The organism is Paraliobacillus salinarum, assembly GCF_014083865.1.
Classification (GTDB): domain Bacteria; phylum Bacillota; class Bacilli; order Bacillales; family Amphibacillaceae; genus Paraliobacillus; species Paraliobacillus salinarum.
Genome location: NZ_JACEFA010000002.1, coordinates 224,453 through 245,545, shown reverse-complemented (window position 1 = coordinate 245,545; position 21,093 = coordinate 224,453). Strand labels below are relative to the sequence as shown.

General features: G+C 33.5%; 12 protein-coding genes. 8 read left to right on the top strand and 4 right to left on the bottom strand.

Annotated elements, in window-relative coordinates:
• Nucleotides 1-73 precede the first annotated feature (73 nt).
• From HP569_RS03900 to HP569_RS03885, 4 genes are all read left to right on the top strand, one after another.
• Nucleotides 74-1,144, top strand: coding sequence for a glycosyltransferase family 4 protein (locus tag HP569_RS03900; protein WP_182199836.1), 1,071 nt, complete (start codon nt 74-76; stop codon nt 1,142-1,144).
• 216 nt (nt 1,145-1,360) lie between these two features.
• Nucleotides 1,361-2,416: a glycosyltransferase family 4 protein gene (locus tag HP569_RS03895; protein WP_182199835.1), complete on the top strand. Its 1,056-nt coding sequence runs from the start codon at nt 1,361-1,363 to the stop codon at nt 2,414-2,416.
• A gap of 105 nt (nt 2,417-2,521) precedes the next feature.
• Nucleotides 2,522-4,348: an FAD-dependent oxidoreductase gene (locus tag HP569_RS03890; RefSeq protein WP_182199834.1), complete on the top strand. Its 1,827-nt coding sequence runs from the start codon at nt 2,522-2,524 to the stop codon at nt 4,346-4,348.
• Nucleotides 4,348-6,264, top strand: coding sequence for an LTA synthase family protein (locus tag HP569_RS03885; protein ID WP_182199833.1), 1,917 nt, complete (start codon nt 4,348-4,350; stop codon nt 6,262-6,264). Before HP569_RS03890 ends, HP569_RS03885 begins: the two co-directional genes overlap by 1 nt.
• Nucleotides 6,265-6,321: 57 nt before the next feature.
• Here the strand turns inward: HP569_RS03885 and HP569_RS03880 are convergent, their stop codons facing one another.
• From HP569_RS03880 to HP569_RS03870, 3 genes are all read right to left on the bottom strand, one after another.
• A complete protein-coding gene (locus HP569_RS03880; RefSeq protein WP_182199832.1) occupies nt 6,322-7,884 on the bottom strand; it encodes a putative polysaccharide biosynthesis protein in 1,563 nt (520 codons plus the stop codon).
• The gene (locus HP569_RS03875) at nt 7,881-8,621 is read right to left on the bottom strand and encodes a WecB/TagA/CpsF family glycosyltransferase (RefSeq protein WP_182199831.1); all 741 of its coding nucleotides are present in this window, start codon (nt 8,619-8,621) and stop codon (nt 7,881-7,883) included. Before HP569_RS03875 ends, HP569_RS03880 begins: the two co-directional genes overlap by 4 nt.
• 119 nt (nt 8,622-8,740) lie before the next feature.
• The gene (locus tag HP569_RS03870; RefSeq protein ID WP_182199830.1) at nt 8,741-10,612 is read right to left on the bottom strand and encodes an S-layer homology domain-containing protein; all 1,872 of its coding nucleotides are present in this window, start codon (nt 10,610-10,612) and stop codon (nt 8,741-8,743) included.
• 267 nt (nt 10,613-10,879) lie between these two features.
• Here HP569_RS03870 and HP569_RS03865 point away from each other — a divergent pair, with 267 nt between their 5' ends.
• From HP569_RS03865 to HP569_RS03850, 4 genes are all read left to right on the top strand, one after another.
• On the top strand, nt 10,880-12,211 hold the full coding sequence (locus tag HP569_RS03865; protein WP_182199829.1) for an N-acetylmuramoyl-L-alanine amidase: 1,332 nt from the start codon (nt 10,880-10,882) through the stop codon (nt 12,209-12,211).
• Nucleotides 12,212-12,878: 667 nt separating this feature from the next.
• Complete coding sequence (gene tagD / locus HP569_RS03860; RefSeq protein WP_182199828.1) at nt 12,879-13,277, top strand: glycerol-3-phosphate cytidylyltransferase; 399 nt, start codon at nt 12,879-12,881, stop codon at nt 13,275-13,277.
• 37 nt (nt 13,278-13,314) lie between these two features.
• Entirely contained in the window at nt 13,315-14,427 is a 1,113-nt protein-coding gene (locus HP569_RS03855) for a CDP-glycerol glycerophosphotransferase family protein (protein ID WP_182199827.1), read from the top strand.
• Nucleotides 14,428-14,694: 267 nt separating this feature from the next.
• Nucleotides 14,695-16,776: a 5'-nucleotidase C-terminal domain-containing protein gene (locus HP569_RS03850; protein ID WP_182199826.1), complete on the top strand. Its 2,082-nt coding sequence runs from the start codon at nt 14,695-14,697 to the stop codon at nt 16,774-16,776.
• Nucleotides 16,777-17,267: 491 nt separating this feature from the next.
• Here the strand turns inward: HP569_RS03850 and HP569_RS03845 are convergent, their stop codons facing one another.
• Complete coding sequence (locus tag HP569_RS03845) at nt 17,268-20,831, bottom strand: S-layer homology domain-containing protein (protein WP_182199825.1); 3,564 nt, start codon at nt 20,829-20,831, stop codon at nt 17,268-17,270.
• Nucleotides 20,832-21,093: the final 262 nt, after the last annotated feature.

Sequence of the window (21,093 nt, the reverse complement as noted above, 5' to 3'; positions counted from 1 at the left end):
TTTTTTATATCATAAGTAATACATATTGTACAATATTAATACTGACACTTAATTTAAAAAGTAGGGATACATCATGTTAAACGTAACCAATATTATAATCGCATTTTTATTATCCTTAGTTTCCACATGGCTTTTATTTTATCCAGTTAAAAAGCTGGCTATAAAATATAAAGTGATGGATATTCCGGATCATAGAAAAATCCATATTACACCAACTCCAAGGCTTGGTGGCTTAGCTATTTTTTTAGGAACATGTATTGGATTAATATACTTAAATCCTAAACATGAACATCTATTAGAGATCAGTCTAGGAGCTTTAATTATTATCATAACTGGAATTCTCGATGATAAATATCAGTTAAGACCAATCATAAAGCTAGCAGGACAATTATTGGCGGCAGGTGTGTTAGTATTTGGTGGTGTGATTATTGAAACAATCACAATTCCATTTTATGGTGTAGTTGATTTGCAACAATTCAGCATATTGATAACTATTCTTTGGGTAGTCGGAATAGCTAATGCAATCAATTTAATCGATGGGTTGGATGGATTAGCATCTGGTGTTTCAACTATTGCATTAATAAGTATACTCATCTTGGCAATAATGGATTACAGATTGATTGTAATTTACTTATGTGTTGTGTTGATTGGAAGTAACTTAGGATTTCTTTATCATAATTTTCACCCAGCAAAAATATATATGGGTGATACTGGTTCAATGTTTTTAGGGTATTCTATTGCAGTAATAGCAATTTTGGGACTTTTTAAAAATGCGACACTTTTTAGCTTCATTATCCCAATAATATTATTAGCTGTTCCAATTTTCGATACATTGTTTGCAATTATAAGACGAGCATTAAATAAAGAGAAAATCATGCAGCCGGATAAAAAACATATTCATTATCAGTTATTAGCTGCTGGATATAGTCACAGAGAAACGGTATTAATTATTTATGGATTCAGTACTGTATTTGGAGCTTTAGCCATTCTTTTTTCAGATGCATCATTAAGTCTAAAATTATTGATTGCTTTCATTCTTATATTTATGTTGTACATCTTTGCGGAGATAGTGGGTCTTGCTGGAAAAGGTCAAAGGTCAGTTTTAAATTATAGTAAGAAAATAGTGAGCAAAGCTAAAAAATGATTCTATACTAAATAAAAAAAAGTTTATAAATGTGAAACTTTCTACTACTTACAAACGTCTAAAACTGTGAGTGTAACATGAATCTAACATACTATTAATACAATACTATTGATATTTAAATTGACATTATATATACTGATGCTAAGTGTTTAAATTTATGTCCAATAATATATAATTACAATAGAATGATAGGATCATTAAAATCAGGAGGATAACATGGGGTATTTAGCTTTGGTTGTATGTTTTATAATAGCGGTAATACTTACGCCATATGTCATTAAGTTGGCTATAAGAATTGGTGCAGTAGATCAACCCAATGATCGAAAAGTTCATACAAAAGTAATGCCAAGGTTAGGTGGTCTTGCTATAATAATTAGTTTTTATGCTGGCTTTTTGATATTCAATACAGGTTACTCTGAGGTATGGCCTATTTTAGCTGGTGGTTTAATAATTGCTATCGTTGGCTTTTTAGATGATATGATTCAATTGTCGGCTAAACTTAAATTGCTTGGTCAGATTTTAGCTGCTGCTATTACAGTTATTGGAGGATTACAAATTGAATTTATTACAGTCCCATTCGGTGATGTAATTGAATTTGGGTATTTTTCGATTCCGTTAACTGTTATTTGGATCGTAGGTGTTACAAATGCTGTTAACTTAATTGATGGTTTAGATGGATTGGCAGCTGGTGTTTCAGCGATTGTTCTAATAACAATTTCAGGTTTAGCAATAACTATGGGTAATCCATTAGTTGCATTAATAGCCTTTTTATTACTAGGTAGTACCTTAGGTTTTCTAATCTATAATTTTAATCCGGCAAAAATATTTATGGGGGACGTTGGGTCCTTGTTCTTAGGCTATATGATTAGTGTCCTTGCAATAATGGGTCTATCTAAGAACGTGACACTATTTTCTATAATGGTTCCTATTATTATATTAGGGGTGCCTATATTAGATACTGTTTTTGCTATTGTTAGACGAGTTGTACAAAGAAAGCCACTATTATCTCCTGATAAACTTCATCTACATCATTGTTTAATTAGATTAGGTTATTCACATAAGCAAACAGTAATCGTTATCTATGCACTTAGCTCTTTGTTTAGTCTAGCCGCAGTAATTTTTACTAGATCGACAATGTGGGGATCAACATTAACTTTGCTATCTCTAATACTATTAATAGAACTTATTGTGGAAGTAACAGGATTAGTTAGTGAGAAATATAGGCCAATCCTTAGCTTATTTGAAGGCTCTAAACATAAAAAGCAATTATAATTAAAAATCTTGTACCATATCAGGTGCAAGATTTTTTCTTGAAAACTAGTTGCTCAAATGAGAGGTAATTATTTTACTGGCTAATAGAGAAGAGAGGAAGAGTAGATGACTTTTAGAAAGAGAACAATGTTTCGTGTCGGTATAATCATTTTAGTAATGATGATAGTTTCTATATTGATATATGTCATGACAGATAACGAAGATGGATTACGTGTTAAACCATACAAAAAAAATGTGACAGAAGATCACTATGATGTCATCGTTATAGGTGGTGAACCAGAAGGTGTAGCAGCCGCAGTAAGTGCAGCTCGAAATGGTTCTGAAGTTCTAATGTTGGAAGAAAGAGATGCATTAGGCGGTTTATTTACCTTTGGAGAGTTGAACTATCTTGATATTCCTGCAGACCAAAATGGTGAGGTAACTAGTGCTGGTATTTTTGAAGAATGGTGGGGGTTAGTAGATAATGTTTCCACCTTTGATATTGATAAAGCAAAAAAAGCATTTTTATATTTAATTCAACAAGAAGAAAACATAACTTTATCTTTAACTACTGAAATAACTAAAGTAGGTGTTACAGAGGAAGAAATACAATATCTAGATACTGAAGATGAAAATGGCAAAAGAACTTTTACAGCAGAACGTTATATTGATGCAACAGCAGATGGTGAAATTGCTGCCATGGCAGGTGTTCCATTCACAACGGGGCAAGAGGATATAGGTAAAAAAGATTCCTTAATGGCTGCAACAATGATGATTCACCTTAAGAATGTTGATTGGGAAGGTGTTAAAGCTGCTTCAAATAGTGGCTCCTTTAAAAATAGTGAAGCAACTGATCAAGCAGCTTGGGGATTTGGAGAGATTGATGCCAGATATCAAGAGAAGCAAGAAGGAGTTAACTTACGCGGGTTGAATATTGGAAGATCTCCGAACGGCGAGGTATACATTAACGCACTACAAATTTTTGGTGTGGACGGTATTGATGAACAAGCGAAACAAGAAGCGCTAAAAAAAGGTAAAAAAGAAACAAAGCATATTTTATCTTATTTGAATGAAACGTTTCCTGGGTTTGAAGATGCAAAGATTGCCTCTTATCCTGAAGAGTTATATATCAGAGAAACACGTCATATGAACACTTTGTATCGAGTAACAGCCAGTGACTTGTGGGAAAATCAATTACCAGCTGATTCAATAGCTTTAGGTGGTTATCCTGTTGATATTCAATCTGTTTCACCTGATGAAAAAGGATATATTGTTTTTAGCCCTAATTATTATGGTATTCCTTTCCGATCTTTAGTTCCGGTTAATTTAACGAACCTACTTGTTACAAGTAAAGCATCTGGTTATGATTCCATTCCTGCAGGGAGTATTCGTGTTGTACCAACAGGAATGTCTGTAGCTGAAGCTGGTGGCGTTGCAGCTGATATATCAATTGAAGAAGAAGTAAACTTTCACCAATTAAGTAAATCAGATCAACTGATTGAAAACGTCCAGACTACGTTGAAATCTCAAGGAGCTCGACTTGCTGAGGATAAGAACTTACCGTATCCTTATCAGGGTGATGAAGACTATACCGCGTTTAGAGAAGTTTATTCATTGGGATTGGTTTCCGCAGGTTACAAAAACGAACTACCATTAGAAAAAAATGTAACAGTTGGAGGCTTTAGAAATTTATTGCTTAACACTGTCAAACAAGTTTATTATCAGGATAAAGATACAAGAAACGAAATGCTTGAAAAAATTAATGTGTGGCAACAAAAATATAATTTTGATGAACATCTAACCTCAGATCATATGATAGATTTACTCAAGTTATTTCCGGAAATTGATCAATTAGATACTGATTGGATCTATACATTTAAAGGTGATTTTACATATCGTGAAGGATATAAAGCACTATCATTATGGATTCCTTCAGAAGAGGAGGAGCGCTAATGCATATACTTAAATCAATAGGTAAGTTTTTCATGCGTCATATCGAGATACCGATTATTGCGTTCATTCTCACTTGTAAGTTATATTGGTTTGCAGATGAACTAGGATTAAGAATGATTCATGAGCATACATTAATTGTTACATTTGGTACCCTATTATTATTGTTTTCAATATCATTGTTATTTCATAGAAGAAGTAGATTACTTGTTTTGTGGGTTATTCAATTACTAGCAAGTTTTATTATCTATGCTGATTTAGTCTATTATCGATACTTCGGTGATTTTATTACTACACCTGTATTGTTTCAGGTAGGGCAGGCTAGTGATATATCTGAAAGTATTACAGAATTATTAAGTATTACAGATTTGAAATTTATCATAGACCTTTTAATTATACCAATAATAGTATTTTTCCTTTTTAAGAAACATATTGCACCACGTATTCACCTAATTGAAAGAACTGTTATGTTTGTGCTTTCAGTTTTAATTGGGGTTTTGAGTATTTCTATACCAATGAATGCTTATACGGAAAAGTATGGAGAGAATTTTCTAGTTAATATGTGGAGTAATGAATCTGTATTCAATGCTACTGGACACTTAGGCTTTCATGCGTTCGAAACTACAAAGTATTTGAAAGAACATATTATCGGAAAAACCACTGTTACAGAAGAGGAAAAGCAGGATGTTTTTCGTGTTGTTGAAGGGCAGCAACAGGAACCAAATGTTGAATGGTTTGGTAAAGCTGAAGGCAAAAATGTTTTAATGATACAGTTAGAATCATTTGAGAATTTTGTTATCAACAAAAAAATTAATGGCCAAGAAATCACTCCCAATTTAAATGCATTAATAGAAGAAACACTTTATTTTAGTGAATTTTATCATCAAACAGGTCAAGGGAGAACTAGTGATGCAGAATTCTTAACGCAATCTTCTCTTTATACATTAAATGGTGGTTCTGTTTATGTACGTTATCCTAGCAATGATTATGATTCCTTGCCACTATTACTTAAAGAGCAAGATTATCAAACAACTGCATACCACTCTTATGATGAAACATTCTGGAATAGAGATGGAATGTACCGTAATTATGGTTTTGATGATTTTGTTGGTAAAGATGATCTATTTGAAAGAATTAACCCAACAGAACTTTATAGTAGTTTTGAAACGGTTGGGGATGAACAAATGTTTATGGAATCATTTGAAGATATGAATACAACAAAACCGTTTTATCATTTTATTGTTGCATTAACAAGTCATCACCCGTTTACACCGATACCAGACAGTGCATCAACACTTAATGTAGCACCTTTTGAACAAGACATATTCGGTGATTACTTGCAAAGTGTTAATTATGTTGATCGTGCTGTTGGTACGTTAGTTGACTCCATGAAAAAAGAAGGGCTTTGGGAAGAAACCGTAGTTGCCATTTATGGAGATCATGATAACGGAGTTGCTTGGAATCAGGAATACGCTGATGCGATTGAGGGAGATTTAGATACACTATCATCCTATAAGACATTAAAGAATGTTCCATTTTATTTGCATATTCCTGGAAATGAAAAAGTTGGTGAACAAAAAAATAGTGTAGGAATGATCAATGTTGCACCAACAATTTTAGAACTTTTAGGAATAGAAGGGAATTATATGCATCTAGGGTCATCGATGCTTAATTTTGAAGATCATTTAGTACCGTTTCGAGATGGTTCATCAATAAAGGGAGATGTACTATTCAAGGCGTCCCTAGAGAGTGGTGCATGCATCAATTTAGTTTCAGGTGAAGAAGTTGATGAATCTACTTGCCAATCTATTGGAGAAGAGGGCAAAAAGATCCTGAAAAGCTCAAGTATATTGATTGAAAATAATCTTAATGAAGCGTATAAATCGTTTCTAAATGAGTCTCAAGAGAAAGAAAACTAGAGATGGAGTATTGTTTTGTGTTATAAAAATGACGTTAGTGCGTTCAACGCACTAACGTCATTTTTTGATATTGATTCGAGCTAATAAGGGACTATTTTTTATATCATCTTTGGTAATCACTTTTAATAAGAATAAAAGCGCAAAGTATATTAGTGCACCTAAAAGAATGGAAAAGCCTAAATAAATGACAGCTTGCATTCTTGACCAATCTGTAAGTGAAAAAAACAATGTAGGTATACCAACCAACCCGCCCATTATTGAAGCAGATACAATGATTTTAAACACCTCTGTGTTGAAAAGTTTAAATTTAATACGTCTCATTATGATTATGGAGTTAGTAAATACTAATATAATATATATGCACAGAGTAGAAATTGCAGCACCGTCTAGACCAAACCACTGTATGAAGTAGATATTCGAAAATGTTTTTAGAATAACACTACCTATAATCACAAGAGCACTAGTTCTCGCGTAATTCATGCCCTGTAAGATTCCCGTGCCTAATAATGCAAAGGAAGTAAAAACAGAACTGAAATTAATAATTGCCAACATGGAGCTTCCTTCTAAATTTGTGAATAATGCAAGATTTAAAGGAAGTGTTAAAGCAAGTAATCCCATTGCTGCTGGCCATGAAATGAAATGTGTCATTCGATGTGTTCTTTCTATAATTGACCTTGTTCCATTCGTATCTTTGTTAGCTAACTTTGTTGTAATTAAAGGTACAAGAGGAAGCACAATGGATGTTGCAAATACAGTCGCAATTTGAACAAGTGATAAGCCACGCCCATATATACCATATAAATAGTTAATTTCATTTGTTGAAGATCCAGCGGCACGTAATCCATAAGAAACTGTAAATGAATCGACGAAATTAAACAGTGCCATTGTGAGTGTGCCGATTGCAATTGGTATAGAAACGCTTAGAATTGTCTTCGTCCATTTCTTGAATATAACAAACGAATAGTTATTTGATGAAACCAATTTAAGTGGTGATTTGTCATATTTTATTCTTAAATAAATTAATGACGCAAGCGCTCCTACTATTGAACCAACCATTACTCCGCCAGCTATAACTTCATCAGAATACCCTTTACTCACAAGAAAATAGGCAATCAAAAGGATTAAACTGACACGTATCAATTGCTCAAGCACTTGAGAAATCGCTGTAGGTTTCATATCAGCAAAACCTTGAAAGAAACCTCGATAAACTGCCATGTATGGCGCGACTAACAAAGTACCAGCTACTACGATTAAAGCTAATCTAGTTGTCGGTCCTCCCAACATGTTTGCTATCTCATTTGAAAAGCTGAAAATAAGAGTAAAGCTTAAGAATCCAAACATAATTGCAAGCAAGCTAGCTGTGGTAAATACTTCTCTAACAGAAGAGTTGTCTTTTTTAGTATTCGCCTCTGCAATCAATTTAGATATGGCAAGTGGAAGTCCTGCAACAGATAGGATTAATGCAACCATATATACAGGATAGACGAGGCTGAAAATTCCGAGCACCTCGTCACCCGCAATATTTTGCAATGGTATCCGGAATATACTACCTAATATTTTTGAAAGCAATGTAGCTATTGTTAAGATAAAAGTACTTTTTACAAATGTTGATTGACTCATGATTTTAATCCTTTACCTTTAACTTTCAATATAAAAATATGTATAGCAAAACGAGGTAATGCTAACATACGTCTCCAACGCGAAGGCTGTTTAAGTAAACGATATAGCCATTCTAAATTTAATTTCTGCCAAAAAGCAGGTGCTCTTTTTACAGTTCCAGCGATAACATCAAACGAACCACCAATCCCCATAAAAATACCACTATCAAATTTACTAATATTTTCAGCAATCCATTTTTCTTGTTTCGGTACACCTAGTGCAACAAAAGTAATATCTGGTTTTACATCAGCTATCCTATCGGCAATATCATTGTTGTCCCAATCAAAATAACCGTCTTGAGTACCAACGATTTGTACGTTAGGATAGTCGCGCTCAATATTGGCAACTGTCTTTTGTAATGTATCTGGGTGCGCACCAAGCAAAAAGATTTTATAAGCTTGTTCGTTTGCCTTAGTTAATAATTGCATCATTGTGTCGTAACCTGTTACTCGCCCAGGTAATGGATTATTCAGGAGTTGTGCTGCTTTGACTATTCCAATCCCATCTGCAGTGATATAGGTTGCTTGATTTAAGTATTCCTTAAATGATTTATTTTCATAAGCTTTCATTACTATTTCAGGATTAGCTGTAATCACAAAAGTTTTTCGCTTCTGTTGAATATGTTGATCTAATACAGATACAAAAGTTTCTTGATCTGTATTTATAAATGGAATATCCATTATAGTTACATCATTCATTACGTAATAACTCCTTTTTACAATTTAGATCAATACGTTAAATAATATAACACAAAAGGAAGGAAACAAATAGTTGTTTCCTTCCTAAGAATCTTTAAATATCTACTGTCAATTTCACTTTACTTAATAGTGATAAACTCTTTTTGTACCCAACCTTCTTCTTGGTCAAGAATTACCTTATACCAGTCTTTATTTTGGTCAAGTATCTTCACGGTAGTACTAAGCTCTAGATCTCTAACAAATGTGGAATCATCATTTGTGCTTGGAGAAGATAGTAATGGTATTGTTTCTACATTTGTTTCACCAAATATGTTATCTGTTATATCTTTTATTTCTTCTGCTTGATTATCATTTTCTTTTGTAAAACCGCTAATACTAAATGTTTTAGCTTTTGTTTCTAAATCGACATATTGACCAGCTACCCAGCCTATAGAACCATTATACTTGATCTTGTACCATCCACCATTTTCTCCAATAAGTGTAACTTGTGAACCATGTGGAATTGCGCTTATAGCATCAAAGCCTGTTGTTGGGCCAGTTCTAAAGTTTAAACTAGTAGCATTTGTTGTTCCATTACGTCCGGCTAATGTTGTATCAACATGATACTGTGCAACACCTGTAGGCTTAGCAGTTGCTTTTGGTTGATTATTGAAAGTAGGTACATCAAACTTCTGAACATATGAATCTAGTAAATTATATATTTTACTCATATTCTTTGTTTGTAATACTGCCCACATGACATGTGTTGCGTATTGTGGATAACCTGGACTATCAGGATTCCATCTCATTTTATATAGCGTGTTTTGTCCATCATTAATATAATTATCTGCAATATCAGCAGCACCACCAATAATGGCAGCTTCTGGAGTAAACCATTTATTATCAAATGCGTATTTAGCGCCTCCGTTTAAAGGATTGCTGTCAACCGCACCATAACCATAGAAGTTATAAACTGTATGTTTTGCATTATTCGCGGATACGACTTTTCCGTTACCATCAACCGGTACACCCTGTGCTAAAGTAGATTTTCCATTACCTGTTTCATGTAACGTATGTGCAATTAAATATACTTCATTCACATTATGAACTTTACCAGCTTCAACAAATGCTTTTGCTTGTCCTGATAATTTATATTTATTAGTTAATATCTTATTATTCACTTCACTCGTGTTCAAACCAGTGTTTTCAGCTAAATCAAGAAATTGCAAAAAGTCACTTGAATTGCTACTGAAATTTTTAGGGTTAGCATAATATGAAACCATTTCACGACTTGCTATATACTGACCTGCTCCATCAACTTTTGGTGTTTTGGTCATTTGTATATCTATCATTTTGTTAAAGTCTCTATCGTAATGTGTATTAGTAATCACCGTTTTAGGATTGTTAATCGTCTTTAACATTCTATTCAAAACAGCTGCAGTTTCGCCTCTCGTTGTGTAATCTTTAGGTGCGAATAGATTATTACCTTTACCATTCATAATTCCATGATAGTAAAGCTTTGCAACTGAAGAACGAAAGTCTTTATGAATTTTGGAGGTATCGGAAAAAGTAAGTTCTTTTTCTTTAGAAGTTACTCCTTGTTGATGTAAAGCGCGTTGAATGATACCGGTCATTTGTTCTCGAGAAATTTTGTTGTTTGGCTTAAAAGTTCCATCAGGATAACCGCTAATTAAGTTATGATTGATCGCAATAGCTATTGGCTTTGTATACCAAACCGAATCTTTCACATCTGTAAAACTGTGGCTAGTAGACTCTCCAGTTAATTGAAGTGATTCAACTAAAAGTTTAGTGAATTCTGCCCGCGTCACTGAGTTATCTGGCTTAAAAAGCCCGTCTGGATAACCTCCCATAATTCCTTCTTCTATCATGATTCTAAGGTCATATTCAAACTGGTGACCTGTGATATCATCTTTTGCAAACGTAATAGTTGGCAAAATCAGATTGGAGATCATGATAACACCTAAAAAAACAACTGCTATCTTTCTTTTCATCTAGTAATTCCTCCTATGTATTTTAAAAGTCTATTGAAATAGTAAAAAAATAATGTATATTTTTTTTATAAGAAGCTATTTTTTCCTTTTATAAATCTATTATATCAATTACAATATAATAGTACAATTAGGTTTCGAGCTTTTTTGATAGATTTTTATATTTAAGTCCCAATTTTTTTAATAAAAAATTTAATAAGGAGGTTCATTTTATTGGGGAAAAAGTTAATAGTCACCTTTGTTTTCGCAGTGTTTTTTTTGTGTTTTTCAATGCAATCGTTATCAGCAGCTGGTTTAAAGGATATTCCGAATAATTATTCAACTGAAGAGATTAATTATTTAATAGAAAAAAAAATAATTAATGGTTATCCAGATGGCAAATTTAAACCTGACAATTCTGTAACAAGAGCTGAAGCGATGAAAATGGTTGGTACAGCTTTAAACCTTGATGGGAATAAAGTTAAGTCCACATTTCCTGACGTAGAGTTTGAATCATTCGCATCTGGTTATATAGAATCAGCTTATAAAAAAGGAATTATTGGAGGTTATCCAGATGGTACGTTTAAACCTCATCAATCCATTACCAGAGGCGAGATGGCCATTGTTATCTCTAAAGCTTTTAATATAACCAACAAAAGTCATGTCAACTTCAAGGATGTAGATAAAAATCATCCGAATTACGAATCTATTGATAAGATTTTTACTGCAGGTATTACGAAAGGTTATCCTAACGGTACATACAAACCAAAAAGTTTCATTACACGTGCAGAATTTTCGGTTATGGTTGCTAGAGCTTTAGATCCGAGTTTTATTGAAGAAACTAATGATGATACAACAGCTGCAAAACCGGTAAAGCCTAGTGTGAAATTTGTTCGTGTAAATACGACATTAAATGTTAGAAAAGGCCCTGGTACAAATTATGAAAGAGTAGGAAGCTTAAGAAATGGTGATAAGGTAACTGCTCATAGTACAGAAGGACAATGGGTTAAAATCACTAAAGGAAAACTATCAGGGTATGTCCACCAAGATTATTTAGTGGATGAACTAGATAGACTTATCGTGATAGATCCTGGGCACGGTGGTAAAGATTCAGGTGCTAGTGCAAATAATTTGAGAGAAAAAGATGTTAATTTAGAAGTGTCTAAATACTTAAAGATATACTTAGAAAAAAAGGATATTCAAGTGTTAATGACTAGAGAAACAGATAAATATCTATCATTAGATGAAAGAGTTGATTTTGCAGTAAATAACAAAGCAGACACATTTGTAAGTATTCATGCAAATTCTGCTACCCCTAGTGCTAGTGGTGTTGCAACGTATTATTATCATTCCAGAGCTAGAATGGATTCTAGAACAGAGGCAAGTAGAGTATTATCAGCTTTTATTCAAGACGAATTAGTTGAAGCTACTGGTATGAGAGATCGTGGAGTTAAACAGGCAGGTTTTCGAGTAATAAAAACAAATCCATTGCCATCAACTTTGGTAGAATTAGGTTTTTTAACCAATAAATCTGATGCCAAAATATTAAAAGAAAAAAAGCAAGTTTTGGCTAAAGCAATAAGTGAAGGAATTATTTCATATTATAATTGGAAAGAAAAATAATTTTTTATTAAATGAAAACATAATAACACACAAATACGCCTTCAGATGAAATTAATGTCTGAAGGCGTGTTTTGTTTAATAAATGTAATTCGTGGTAAAGGATATTATTTGATAATAGATGAAGATAATCAACAATTATTTTAACCTTAAAAAAACATTGTATATTATAGGTCATAAACTTATTTAAGAAATCGAATTTTTTGAAAGTGGCGATTTAGCCAGCTTACTATTTCTAGTATTGATTGAATTGAAGTAACTGCATAGGGTAATTTCACAAAAATGGACCAATCACGATGGTAGGCTAAAAGTATTGATATTTCCTAAATCAATTATTTTAATCTCATAGCATTTTAGTCTTAAACTTTTTTTCTGAATCAAGTTAAACTATTTTTAAAGTAGGAATGTTGTCTTTTATCAAAAAAATTACCAATTTAAGTAAGTGGATAACTATTTTTCATTTTCACAACATCACTGAAAAGGTTCAATAAAGCTCGATCCCTTCTCGTATTACTTGATATAATGGCTTATATAATATCTAAAGCATCTCATACTTTAAAGTAATGTAATAACTTGATAATTATATAATTTATAAATATAATGTATAATAAATATGAAGATAGCACAAACTTTTTTAATATTTTTTTTAAACAATAACGGAGGCTATAAAATGAAGAAAGTAATTACTTATGGAACATTTGATTTGTTGCATTGGGGCCATATAAACATACTAAAGGGAGCAAAAGAATTAGGTGATTATCTAATTGTTGCTATTTCCACAGATGAGTTTAATCTATTAAAGAGCAAAAAAGCTTATCATAACTATGAAAATAGAAAACTAATTCTAGAGGCCATACGTTATGTTGATGAAGTTATTCCAGAGAATACTTGGGAACAAAAGATTGATGACATAAAAAAACATGACGTTGACTTATTTGTAATGGGAGACGATTGGAAAGGGAAGTTTGATTATCTTCAAGATTATTGCGAAGTTAAATACTTACCTCGAACAATCGGAATTTCTACTACAAAAATTAAGACTGATTTATTAGAGTTAGAAAATGGTTAGGGAATACTTAATATCCTTTTATCTATTTGTTTTTCGAATGATATTCAATGCGTTAAAAAACTTTCCTCAAAGGAAAAAAACTACTTTTGTTTCTTCCTTTGCAGATAATGTTTTCTATGTTGCGGAAGAACTTTCGAAATCAACAAATCAACAAATAGTTATTTTGGATACAAAGAACTCTAAGCATTATTTTAAGTCTATTCCAGGTGCTATTGTAATAGATTTTAAGCTTACAAGACCAGTATCTTTTGTTAAGTCAATCTATCATATTGCCACATGCCAACATATTTTCATTGATACTTACTTTGGTTTTTTAGCTGATATTAAGTTTAAACCGAACGTTCAATGTGTGCAGTTGTGGCATGCGGCGGGTGCAATTAAAAAGTTCGGCTTGTTAGACTCAACCGTTCCTAGCAGAAGCAAAATAGCCCAACAAAGATTTAATAAAGTTTATGAGAAATTTAATTACGTTGTGGTAGGATCAGAAAAAATGGTTACTATTTTCAAAGAAAGCTTTGGATTGAATGACTCCCGTATATTACGTACTGGTATTCCAAGGACTGATTTTTTCTTTGATTCTTCGTCACAAGAAGAAATAAAGAAAGAAATGATTCGTAAGTTTCCAGTAATACAAGATAAAAAAGTTATATTGTATGCACCTACGTTTAGAAAAGATAAATTACATCTCTCAAACATCGAGTTGGATATAGCAGAAATGAAGAAAAAGCTAGGTGATGAATTCGTTTTTTTCTTGAAGTTGCATCCAGCTATTACGTTAAATACAACCTATAACGAGGATGAATTTTTTGTAGATGTATCAAAAAATTACCATATCAACGAATTATTAGTGATTACAGATGTATTAATTACAGATTACTCTTCATTGCCATTTGAGTTTGCTTTACTGAAAAAACCAATGGTGTTTTTTGCGTATGATTTAGAACAATATCAAGAAGAAACTGGCTTATGGGATGATTATGTCTCGTTAGTTCCTGGCCCGGTTGTTACTAATACAAATGATTTAATTCATGTTCTAGAGAATGATCAGTATGACTACTCTAAGATTAATCAGTTTGCTCTAGAATGGAATCAATATTCGAAAGGTAACAGTAGCAACAATTTAATTAAACACTTGTATGTTGAAGAATAATAGTAGAGTCTATTCTATGCTTTCTAAAATAACAATATTAGAGTATACGTATTTCCAAAACCTGTCTATCATATAGCTTATTAAAAACTAATTTTCAAATTGTTAAATTACAGTTGAGACGTAAACTAATAAAACAATTTGAGATTAGTTTTTTTGTAAATAATATGCAAAAAAATTTCAAAAAAATCTAGTAAACGCTTTCATTTTTAGAGAATCTATAATATACTAATATTGTATGAAAATACAATATTACTAGGAGGTTGGTCAATGAGTAAGTTGAAAAGAATTTCGGTTTCACTTATGATCGCTGTTTTATGTTTAGGTATTTTACCGGTTGGAGCCCCATTATCAGTAGCTGCTGCAGAAGGCACTTCAATTACTATTCTACATACCAATGATTCCCATGGGCGTGTGGAGGAAGGAAAGTATGATGGCATGGGGTTTGCAAAGCTTGCGACTTTTGTTAATCAAGAAAGAGCTAGCAATCCTAACACGTTACTTTTAGATGCTGGGGATACTTTCCATGGCACACCTTTTGCAACACTTGAAAACGGTAATAGTATTGCAAAAATCTTTAATCACTTGAAGTATGACGGATTGGCAGCGGGAAACCACGATTTTAACTATGGTCAAGATCGTCTGGTAGAAATTGCGAATAATGAAGTTGATTTTCCAGTAATCAGCGCTAATGTTCGCATTAAAGAAACAAACGAGCAATTATTAAAAACTCATTTTATCAAAGAAATAGATGGTGTAAAGATTGGAGTCTTTGGTCTTTCAACACCTGAAACACATTATAAAACAAACCCGAAGAACGTTGAAGGGTTAGAATTTACTGATATTGTTGAAGAAGGAAAAGCAATGGTTTCTAAGCTACAAGCAGAAAATGTGGATGTAATCATAGCTTTAACTCACTTAGGTGTGGATGCGTCTAGTACAGACACTTCTATTAAACTAGCTGAGGGTGCACCTGGCATTGATCTTATTGTTGATGGTCATAGTCACACAGTGGACAACCTTGATAAGAATGGTAATAAAACAAAGATTGTTAGTGCTGGAGAATACACTAAGAATTTAGGTAAAGTAGTGTTGACATTCGATGCTGAGAAAAATTTAACAGGTATGGAAGCAGCTCGTTATACAAAAGAAGACGCTGCATCTATCGAACCTGATACTGAAACAGAAGCATTAATTAATACTATTAAAGACAAGCAAGACGTAATTATGAGTGAGGTTATCGGTTCTTCTGATGTTCTTTTACATGGAGAGCGTGGAGATGTAAGAACAAGCGAAACGAATCTAGGTAACCTGATCACTAACGCAATGATGGAAAAAACTAATGCCGATCTTGCCATTACAAATGGTGGGGGAATAAGATCTTCTATTCAAAAGGGAGAAGTAACCCTAGGTGACGTAATCAATGTAAGTCCATTTGGTAACTACCTTGTAACCAAGAAAATGGATGGTAAAACAATTAAAGCGGCTTTAGAGCACGGTGTTAGTGATTATCCAAACACTAAAGGTGCATTTCCTCACGTAGCAGGAATTAGCTTCACGATTGACTCAAGAACAGAAGGGGAAAGAGTGAAGAACTTAATGGTTGGCGATCAGCCGATTGATATGAACAAAATGTACACGGTAGCAACAAACGATTTCCTTTCAGCTGGCGGAGACGACTACGGTATGCTTAAAGATACAGAGTTAATCAACGAATATAGTGCATTAGAAGAAGTTATGAAAGAATATTTCAAGTCAAACTCTCCAATCAAACTTGGTGATGAAAATCGTATCAATATTCACGTTCCATTTAAAGATATCTCTCGTGATGACTGGGGATTTGATCATGTAGAAAAACTTTATGGTCATAAAATTATAAATGGTATGTCAGAAAATGTTTTCGGTACTCAAGAACCTGTAACTAGAGTACAATTTGCTAGTTTACTTACAAGAACACTTGGATTAGAAGCTAGCGGAGAAGCAAACTTCACTGATATGCATAATGTTTATGGAGAAATGCGTCAAGAACTTGCTGCTGCTGAAGAAAATGGTTTAATTAAAGGTTATCATGATAACACATTTAAGCCACATAAAGAAATTAGCCGTGGTGAAATGGCCATTATTCTTGATAGAGCATATGATTTAAAAGCTGAAGGCAATTTAGATCAGACAGATGATGCTCCTTTTAATGATATTGCTGATACAACTGAAGAAATGATTCATGCAATTAATGATATGCATGATTTAGGTATCTTAATTGGTATGGGTAATGATAAATTCATGCCTAGAAATGATGCTACTCGTCAAGAGGGAGCTAAAGCATTAGATCTATTTATCCAAGCAACTGAATAATACTTTTGTAATTTATAGCTACAAAGAAAATGGCGTTGGTGAGAAAAACTCACCGACGCCATTTTTAATATAATACACCCAGTAAAGATGCAATTTTGGTTTAAGCATTTCTGAAGAACGTAAAAATAATCTATTTAGCACGAGTAATGATAGGCTAGATTGCTAACTGTAGGATATGGTGATCAAAGTATTTGAACATTTATAAGGTGTTAGAATAAGGTGGGCTGACCCTAATGTTAAGAATTTCACTTTACCTAATCATCTTTTTCATTTAATTAAAAGAATACAAACAGCATCATTTCAGTGATAACTTCTACGAGGATAATCTATCTTTATATGAAGAAAATAGCGTATATTCATGTTGTTAATCTGTGGGTCGATCATAGACAAAGATAGATTCTTATATCTATTATTATTTGTTCAGTAAACAGAAGAAGACGTTGATGTGTACATACGCATCAACGTCTTCACTATTTATTAATATAGCATTCTTACTTAAGCATTCTGAAGATCACTGATGCTCCTTCTGCTCTTGTTACAACTGATTTTGGTGCGAAATAATTATTTTCCATTCCGATCATTAAATCGAGCTTGTGAGCAATAGTGACACTATCTTTGTGTGATAAATGAATCTTGCTAGCATCTTTGTACATGTGTCTACCGAATAGACCTCTTGCACTCTTTAGATCATTTACTTCTGTATAAGCACGCACGATAATAGATGCCATTTCTTCTCTAGTGATGGTTGCTTCCGGTTTAAATACATCTCCAGGATACCCATTAATAATACCTAGGTTGTATGCAATGGCAACCTCATTTTTAAATGCTCCAGAGACATCACTGAAAGGATGATTAAAATTAGCTGATTCTAATTCTAGTGAGCGCACAATCAATGATGTGAAATCTCCACGTGTAAATGTATCATTTGGTCCAAATCGTCCATCACCGTAACCAAAGATAATTCCTTGTTTTGCTAAGTCGTTAATTACATTTCTAGCCCAATGCCCTTCGATATCCTCAAACATATCACTGTTATCAGCCGGTTCATTGGCTAAATCGATTTGAATTAAAACTGGATCATGGTCACTTGCACGACCGTGCATATCAGTGAAATCAGCATTTACATGAATGATATCAATTTCGGTATCATTAGCAATGTTATTTGATACCAGTGCTTGATCAAACACATGTGAGTTTCCTTGATATACATAAGTGTATCGTTCGCTAGTAGGGACATCAAATACTTTGTTTGTTAATTCATCTCCTGCAAGAACTTGTAACGGCTCTGAGAATTCGTAATCGTTCATATCTCCAACAACAACTACATTCTCATCAGGGTTTTTATCGATAACATCACTCACGAAAGTATTAATTAGCTTAGCCAATTCAATTCGTTCCACGCGACTTCCGAAGTTAGGAGGCTGATTTTGTCCATAGAATGGATCGTCTCCTCGTTTGGAATTTAAGTGTGCGTTTACAACAACAACACTTTCTCCTTGGAATTCAAATTGAGCTGCTAAAGGCTTTCTTGTACCATCCATTATTTCTTTATTTGGAGAGATACGTCCAGGGTTAAAAGTTAGTTTACCATCTTCATAGCCTACTGCATCTGTCGCTGTACCATGCTCTGCATCAGTTAAAGATACGCGATCTGGGTTATATAAGTATCCTACACGAATGTTACCACCTGGTGCGCCTCCATCTTGATTATATTCAGGATTAATGTTTGCGTAGGCGTAAGTAGGTCCGCCTCTACCTTCAATATCTTCAATTAAACGTTGATAACTTTCAGAAGCATCTGCATTATCAGGTCCTTCATCTTGACCGTTGTTATCTTGTACTTCAACAACACCGATAATATCAGGACTGTTCATATCTTCTACAAACGCTCTAGCAATATTTTGAGCCTTTTGCTCAGATGTTTGACTTGTATTATTGGAGAAGTTCTCAACGTTGTAAGATGCAACAGTTAGTTCGTCTTCTGCTTTAACAATGTCAGTCTTTTCTGGTTTGGTTGAACCTTCCTTGAAAGCTTTTTCCGCATCACTAAGATCAGTGTATACTTTGTAGTTTCCATAACCGTACATAACAACACCTGATAACGGATCTACAAAAAGATCTCCTGTTTTTACTGCGAAATCTCTAGCTGGACTGTTTGGTTGTAGTTTGAATTGTATAGATTGAGCGTTAGGTCCTTCTTCGGTTAAAAGAATACCACCATTGATAGTCTCATACGCTGTCTCAAATTCATTAGTAACTACAACTAGGTCACCGTGTTCTTGTGGAGCAATCGCACGTGATGCTAGAACTTCAACACGCATAGCCTCCATACTTTCCCAATAGTCAATAGAAAAGTTTTCAGGTTCGAATACGTTAAATCCTTGTTCACCACTTATTTTAGATGGAATATCACTTGATTTAATTTCAATAACCTCAGGTAATGCAACACCACTTTCAACTACTGAAATGATTCCACCTTTATCGTCTCGCGCATTGATCTGAGTAATAGGTAAATCAGTCTCTGCTTTGCTACTATATCCATCAATATAGTACTCATCGACTTTTCCTGTTACCTCTACTTTATCCCCAACTTTTACATCTTCTTGCTTTCCTGTATAAACAACAATCCCTTCTGATGTTTTAGGGTTGTTATCTTGATCTGCTTCTGGTAATTGCATATTGAAGTAGTGACTACCTCTAATATCAAATACATAAGTAACAATACCTTCTACATTCTCTACAATATCACCGACCATAGAAGAATGGTGGCTTTCACCTTGGATATCGTGTATCTGAATGCCTTCTTGTGGGTCATAAACTGTGTAAGCAAATGTTGCAACCTCACTATTTTTTAAACCGTCTTTTTTGGCATAAGCTTTAATCGACATTTCGCTATCAACAGTTATTGCACCCTCGTAAAGCTTCCCGTTTTCTACAGGATCAGATCCATCTGTCGTATAGTAAATTGTTGCATCAGCAGTTGATGTCTTAAGTGCAACCTCTTGTCCAGCAGGTACTTTCCCGCTATTTGGTGTTGCTACTACTGCTTGAACAACAGAACTATCAGCAATAATATCAGCCTTTGTTCTAGGTGTAATTTGGAATTCGCCTTTATATTGAGTTATCATTCCAGCAATACTACTGTAGCTTTGTCCAACATTTAAATTAAGACTATTCGTTTCGTCACGAACAATGAACTCAGTACCTGAAGCATCCTTTACTGTATAATTAGCCCAATTTCCACCATCATAAACACTAACTATTGAAACGTTTTCAACAAGTGCTAACTCCGACTCATGATCTTTTAGTTGGCTACCCTCTAGTGTTATAGGATTAGGCACTGTTGTCTCAGTATTCTTAGCGTCTACAGTAACACCTTGCAATTGTAATAAACCATTATGTTCACCTAAGCTACCTGTAACAGTAATTTCATCGCCTAAATTAACATCTGGTATAACTGGATAAATTGCAATTGCTGCATTTTCATCTTGAATGAAAAGATTATTCTTTAATATTCCAGTCACTATACCTTTTGTTTTAACTTCTCCAGTACCTTGTGCACGAGCATCAGTAATTGTTTTTAACTCTAATGGTTCAGAAGGTTTCTCAGATGTAAACTTCATTGAAGTAGCATCTTTTAAACCATTATGGCCATGGTACGCTGTCATTGTACCGTCAACAATAACCTCTTTTCCTAAGTTGTCAGGGTTCGTTTGTAAGCCAAACTCACCTCGGTACTGACTCTCCACTTTAACAAATAGCATCTGACTTTTATCTGTAACCTCTTTATTGTCTGCTATAGCTACATTATAATCATTTGCAAAATCAGTAGGATTATTTGAAACGTTACCACTGTCTACAAACCCCACAATATAACCCTGAACAGACTGTTGACTTCCATCATTATTAAGATTAATTGCATCTGCTACTGATATGGTTTGATCAGTAGTTGCTGCATTTGCGTTCATAGGTGCTACGGCTGGGGTGAATGCACTTAACAATAGAACAAAAATTAACATGATACTATAATGTTTTTGTCTTGCTTTCATTCGCATTTACTTAACTCCCTTCTCGTATTTTTTTCTTTATAAAAATAAGAATAGATTTCATTATTTAACCTAATCTATGATTTTATAAAGAAACGATACAACCTACATGCCGATCGGTTTTATCACCCCCTTTAAGCCATTATGAAAAGAGTAAATTATTGATAAATAAATCTTATAAACTATCAAATAAATACATAATACAAGTAAAGCAAGAATTATATGTATTGAAATAAAAGGATTGATTTAATTTAACTATTAATTATTTTTT

Excerpts from the sequence above, each read along its gene's own strand:
- tagD (WP_182199828.1), top strand. The coding sequence starts at position 12,879 with ATGAAGAAAGTAATTACTTATGGAACATTTGATTTGTTGCATTGGGGC.
- HP569_RS03900 (WP_182199836.1), top strand. The coding sequence starts at position 74 with ATGTTAAACGTAACCAATATTATAATCGCATTTTTATTATCCTTAGTT.
- HP569_RS03870 (WP_182199830.1), bottom strand. The coding sequence starts at position 10,612 with ATGAAAAGAAAGATAGCAGTTGTTTTTTTAGGTGTTATCATGATCTCC.
- HP569_RS03895 (WP_182199835.1), top strand. The coding sequence starts at position 1,361 with ATGGGGTATTTAGCTTTGGTTGTATGTTTTATAATAGCGGTAATACTT.
- HP569_RS03855 (WP_182199827.1), top strand. The coding sequence starts at position 13,315 with ATGATATTCAATGCGTTAAAAAACTTTCCTCAAAGGAAAAAAACTACT.
- HP569_RS03885 (WP_182199833.1), top strand. The coding sequence starts at position 4,348 with ATGCATATACTTAAATCAATAGGTAAGTTTTTCATGCGTCATATCGAG.
- HP569_RS03880 (WP_182199832.1), bottom strand. The coding sequence starts at position 7,884 with ATGAGTCAATCAACATTTGTAAAAAGTACTTTTATCTTAACAATAGCT.
- HP569_RS03875 (WP_182199831.1), bottom strand. The coding sequence starts at position 8,621 with ATGAATGATGTAACTATAATGGATATTCCATTTATAAATACAGATCAA.
- HP569_RS03845 (WP_182199825.1), bottom strand. The coding sequence starts at position 20,831 with ATGCGAATGAAAGCAAGACAAAAACATTATAGTATCATGTTAATTTTT.
- HP569_RS03865 (WP_182199829.1), top strand. The coding sequence starts at position 10,880 with ATGCAATCGTTATCAGCAGCTGGTTTAAAGGATATTCCGAATAATTAT.
- HP569_RS03890 (WP_182199834.1), top strand. The coding sequence starts at position 2,522 with ATGACTTTTAGAAAGAGAACAATGTTTCGTGTCGGTATAATCATTTTA.
- HP569_RS03850 (WP_182199826.1), top strand. The coding sequence starts at position 14,695 with ATGAGTAAGTTGAAAAGAATTTCGGTTTCACTTATGATCGCTGTTTTA.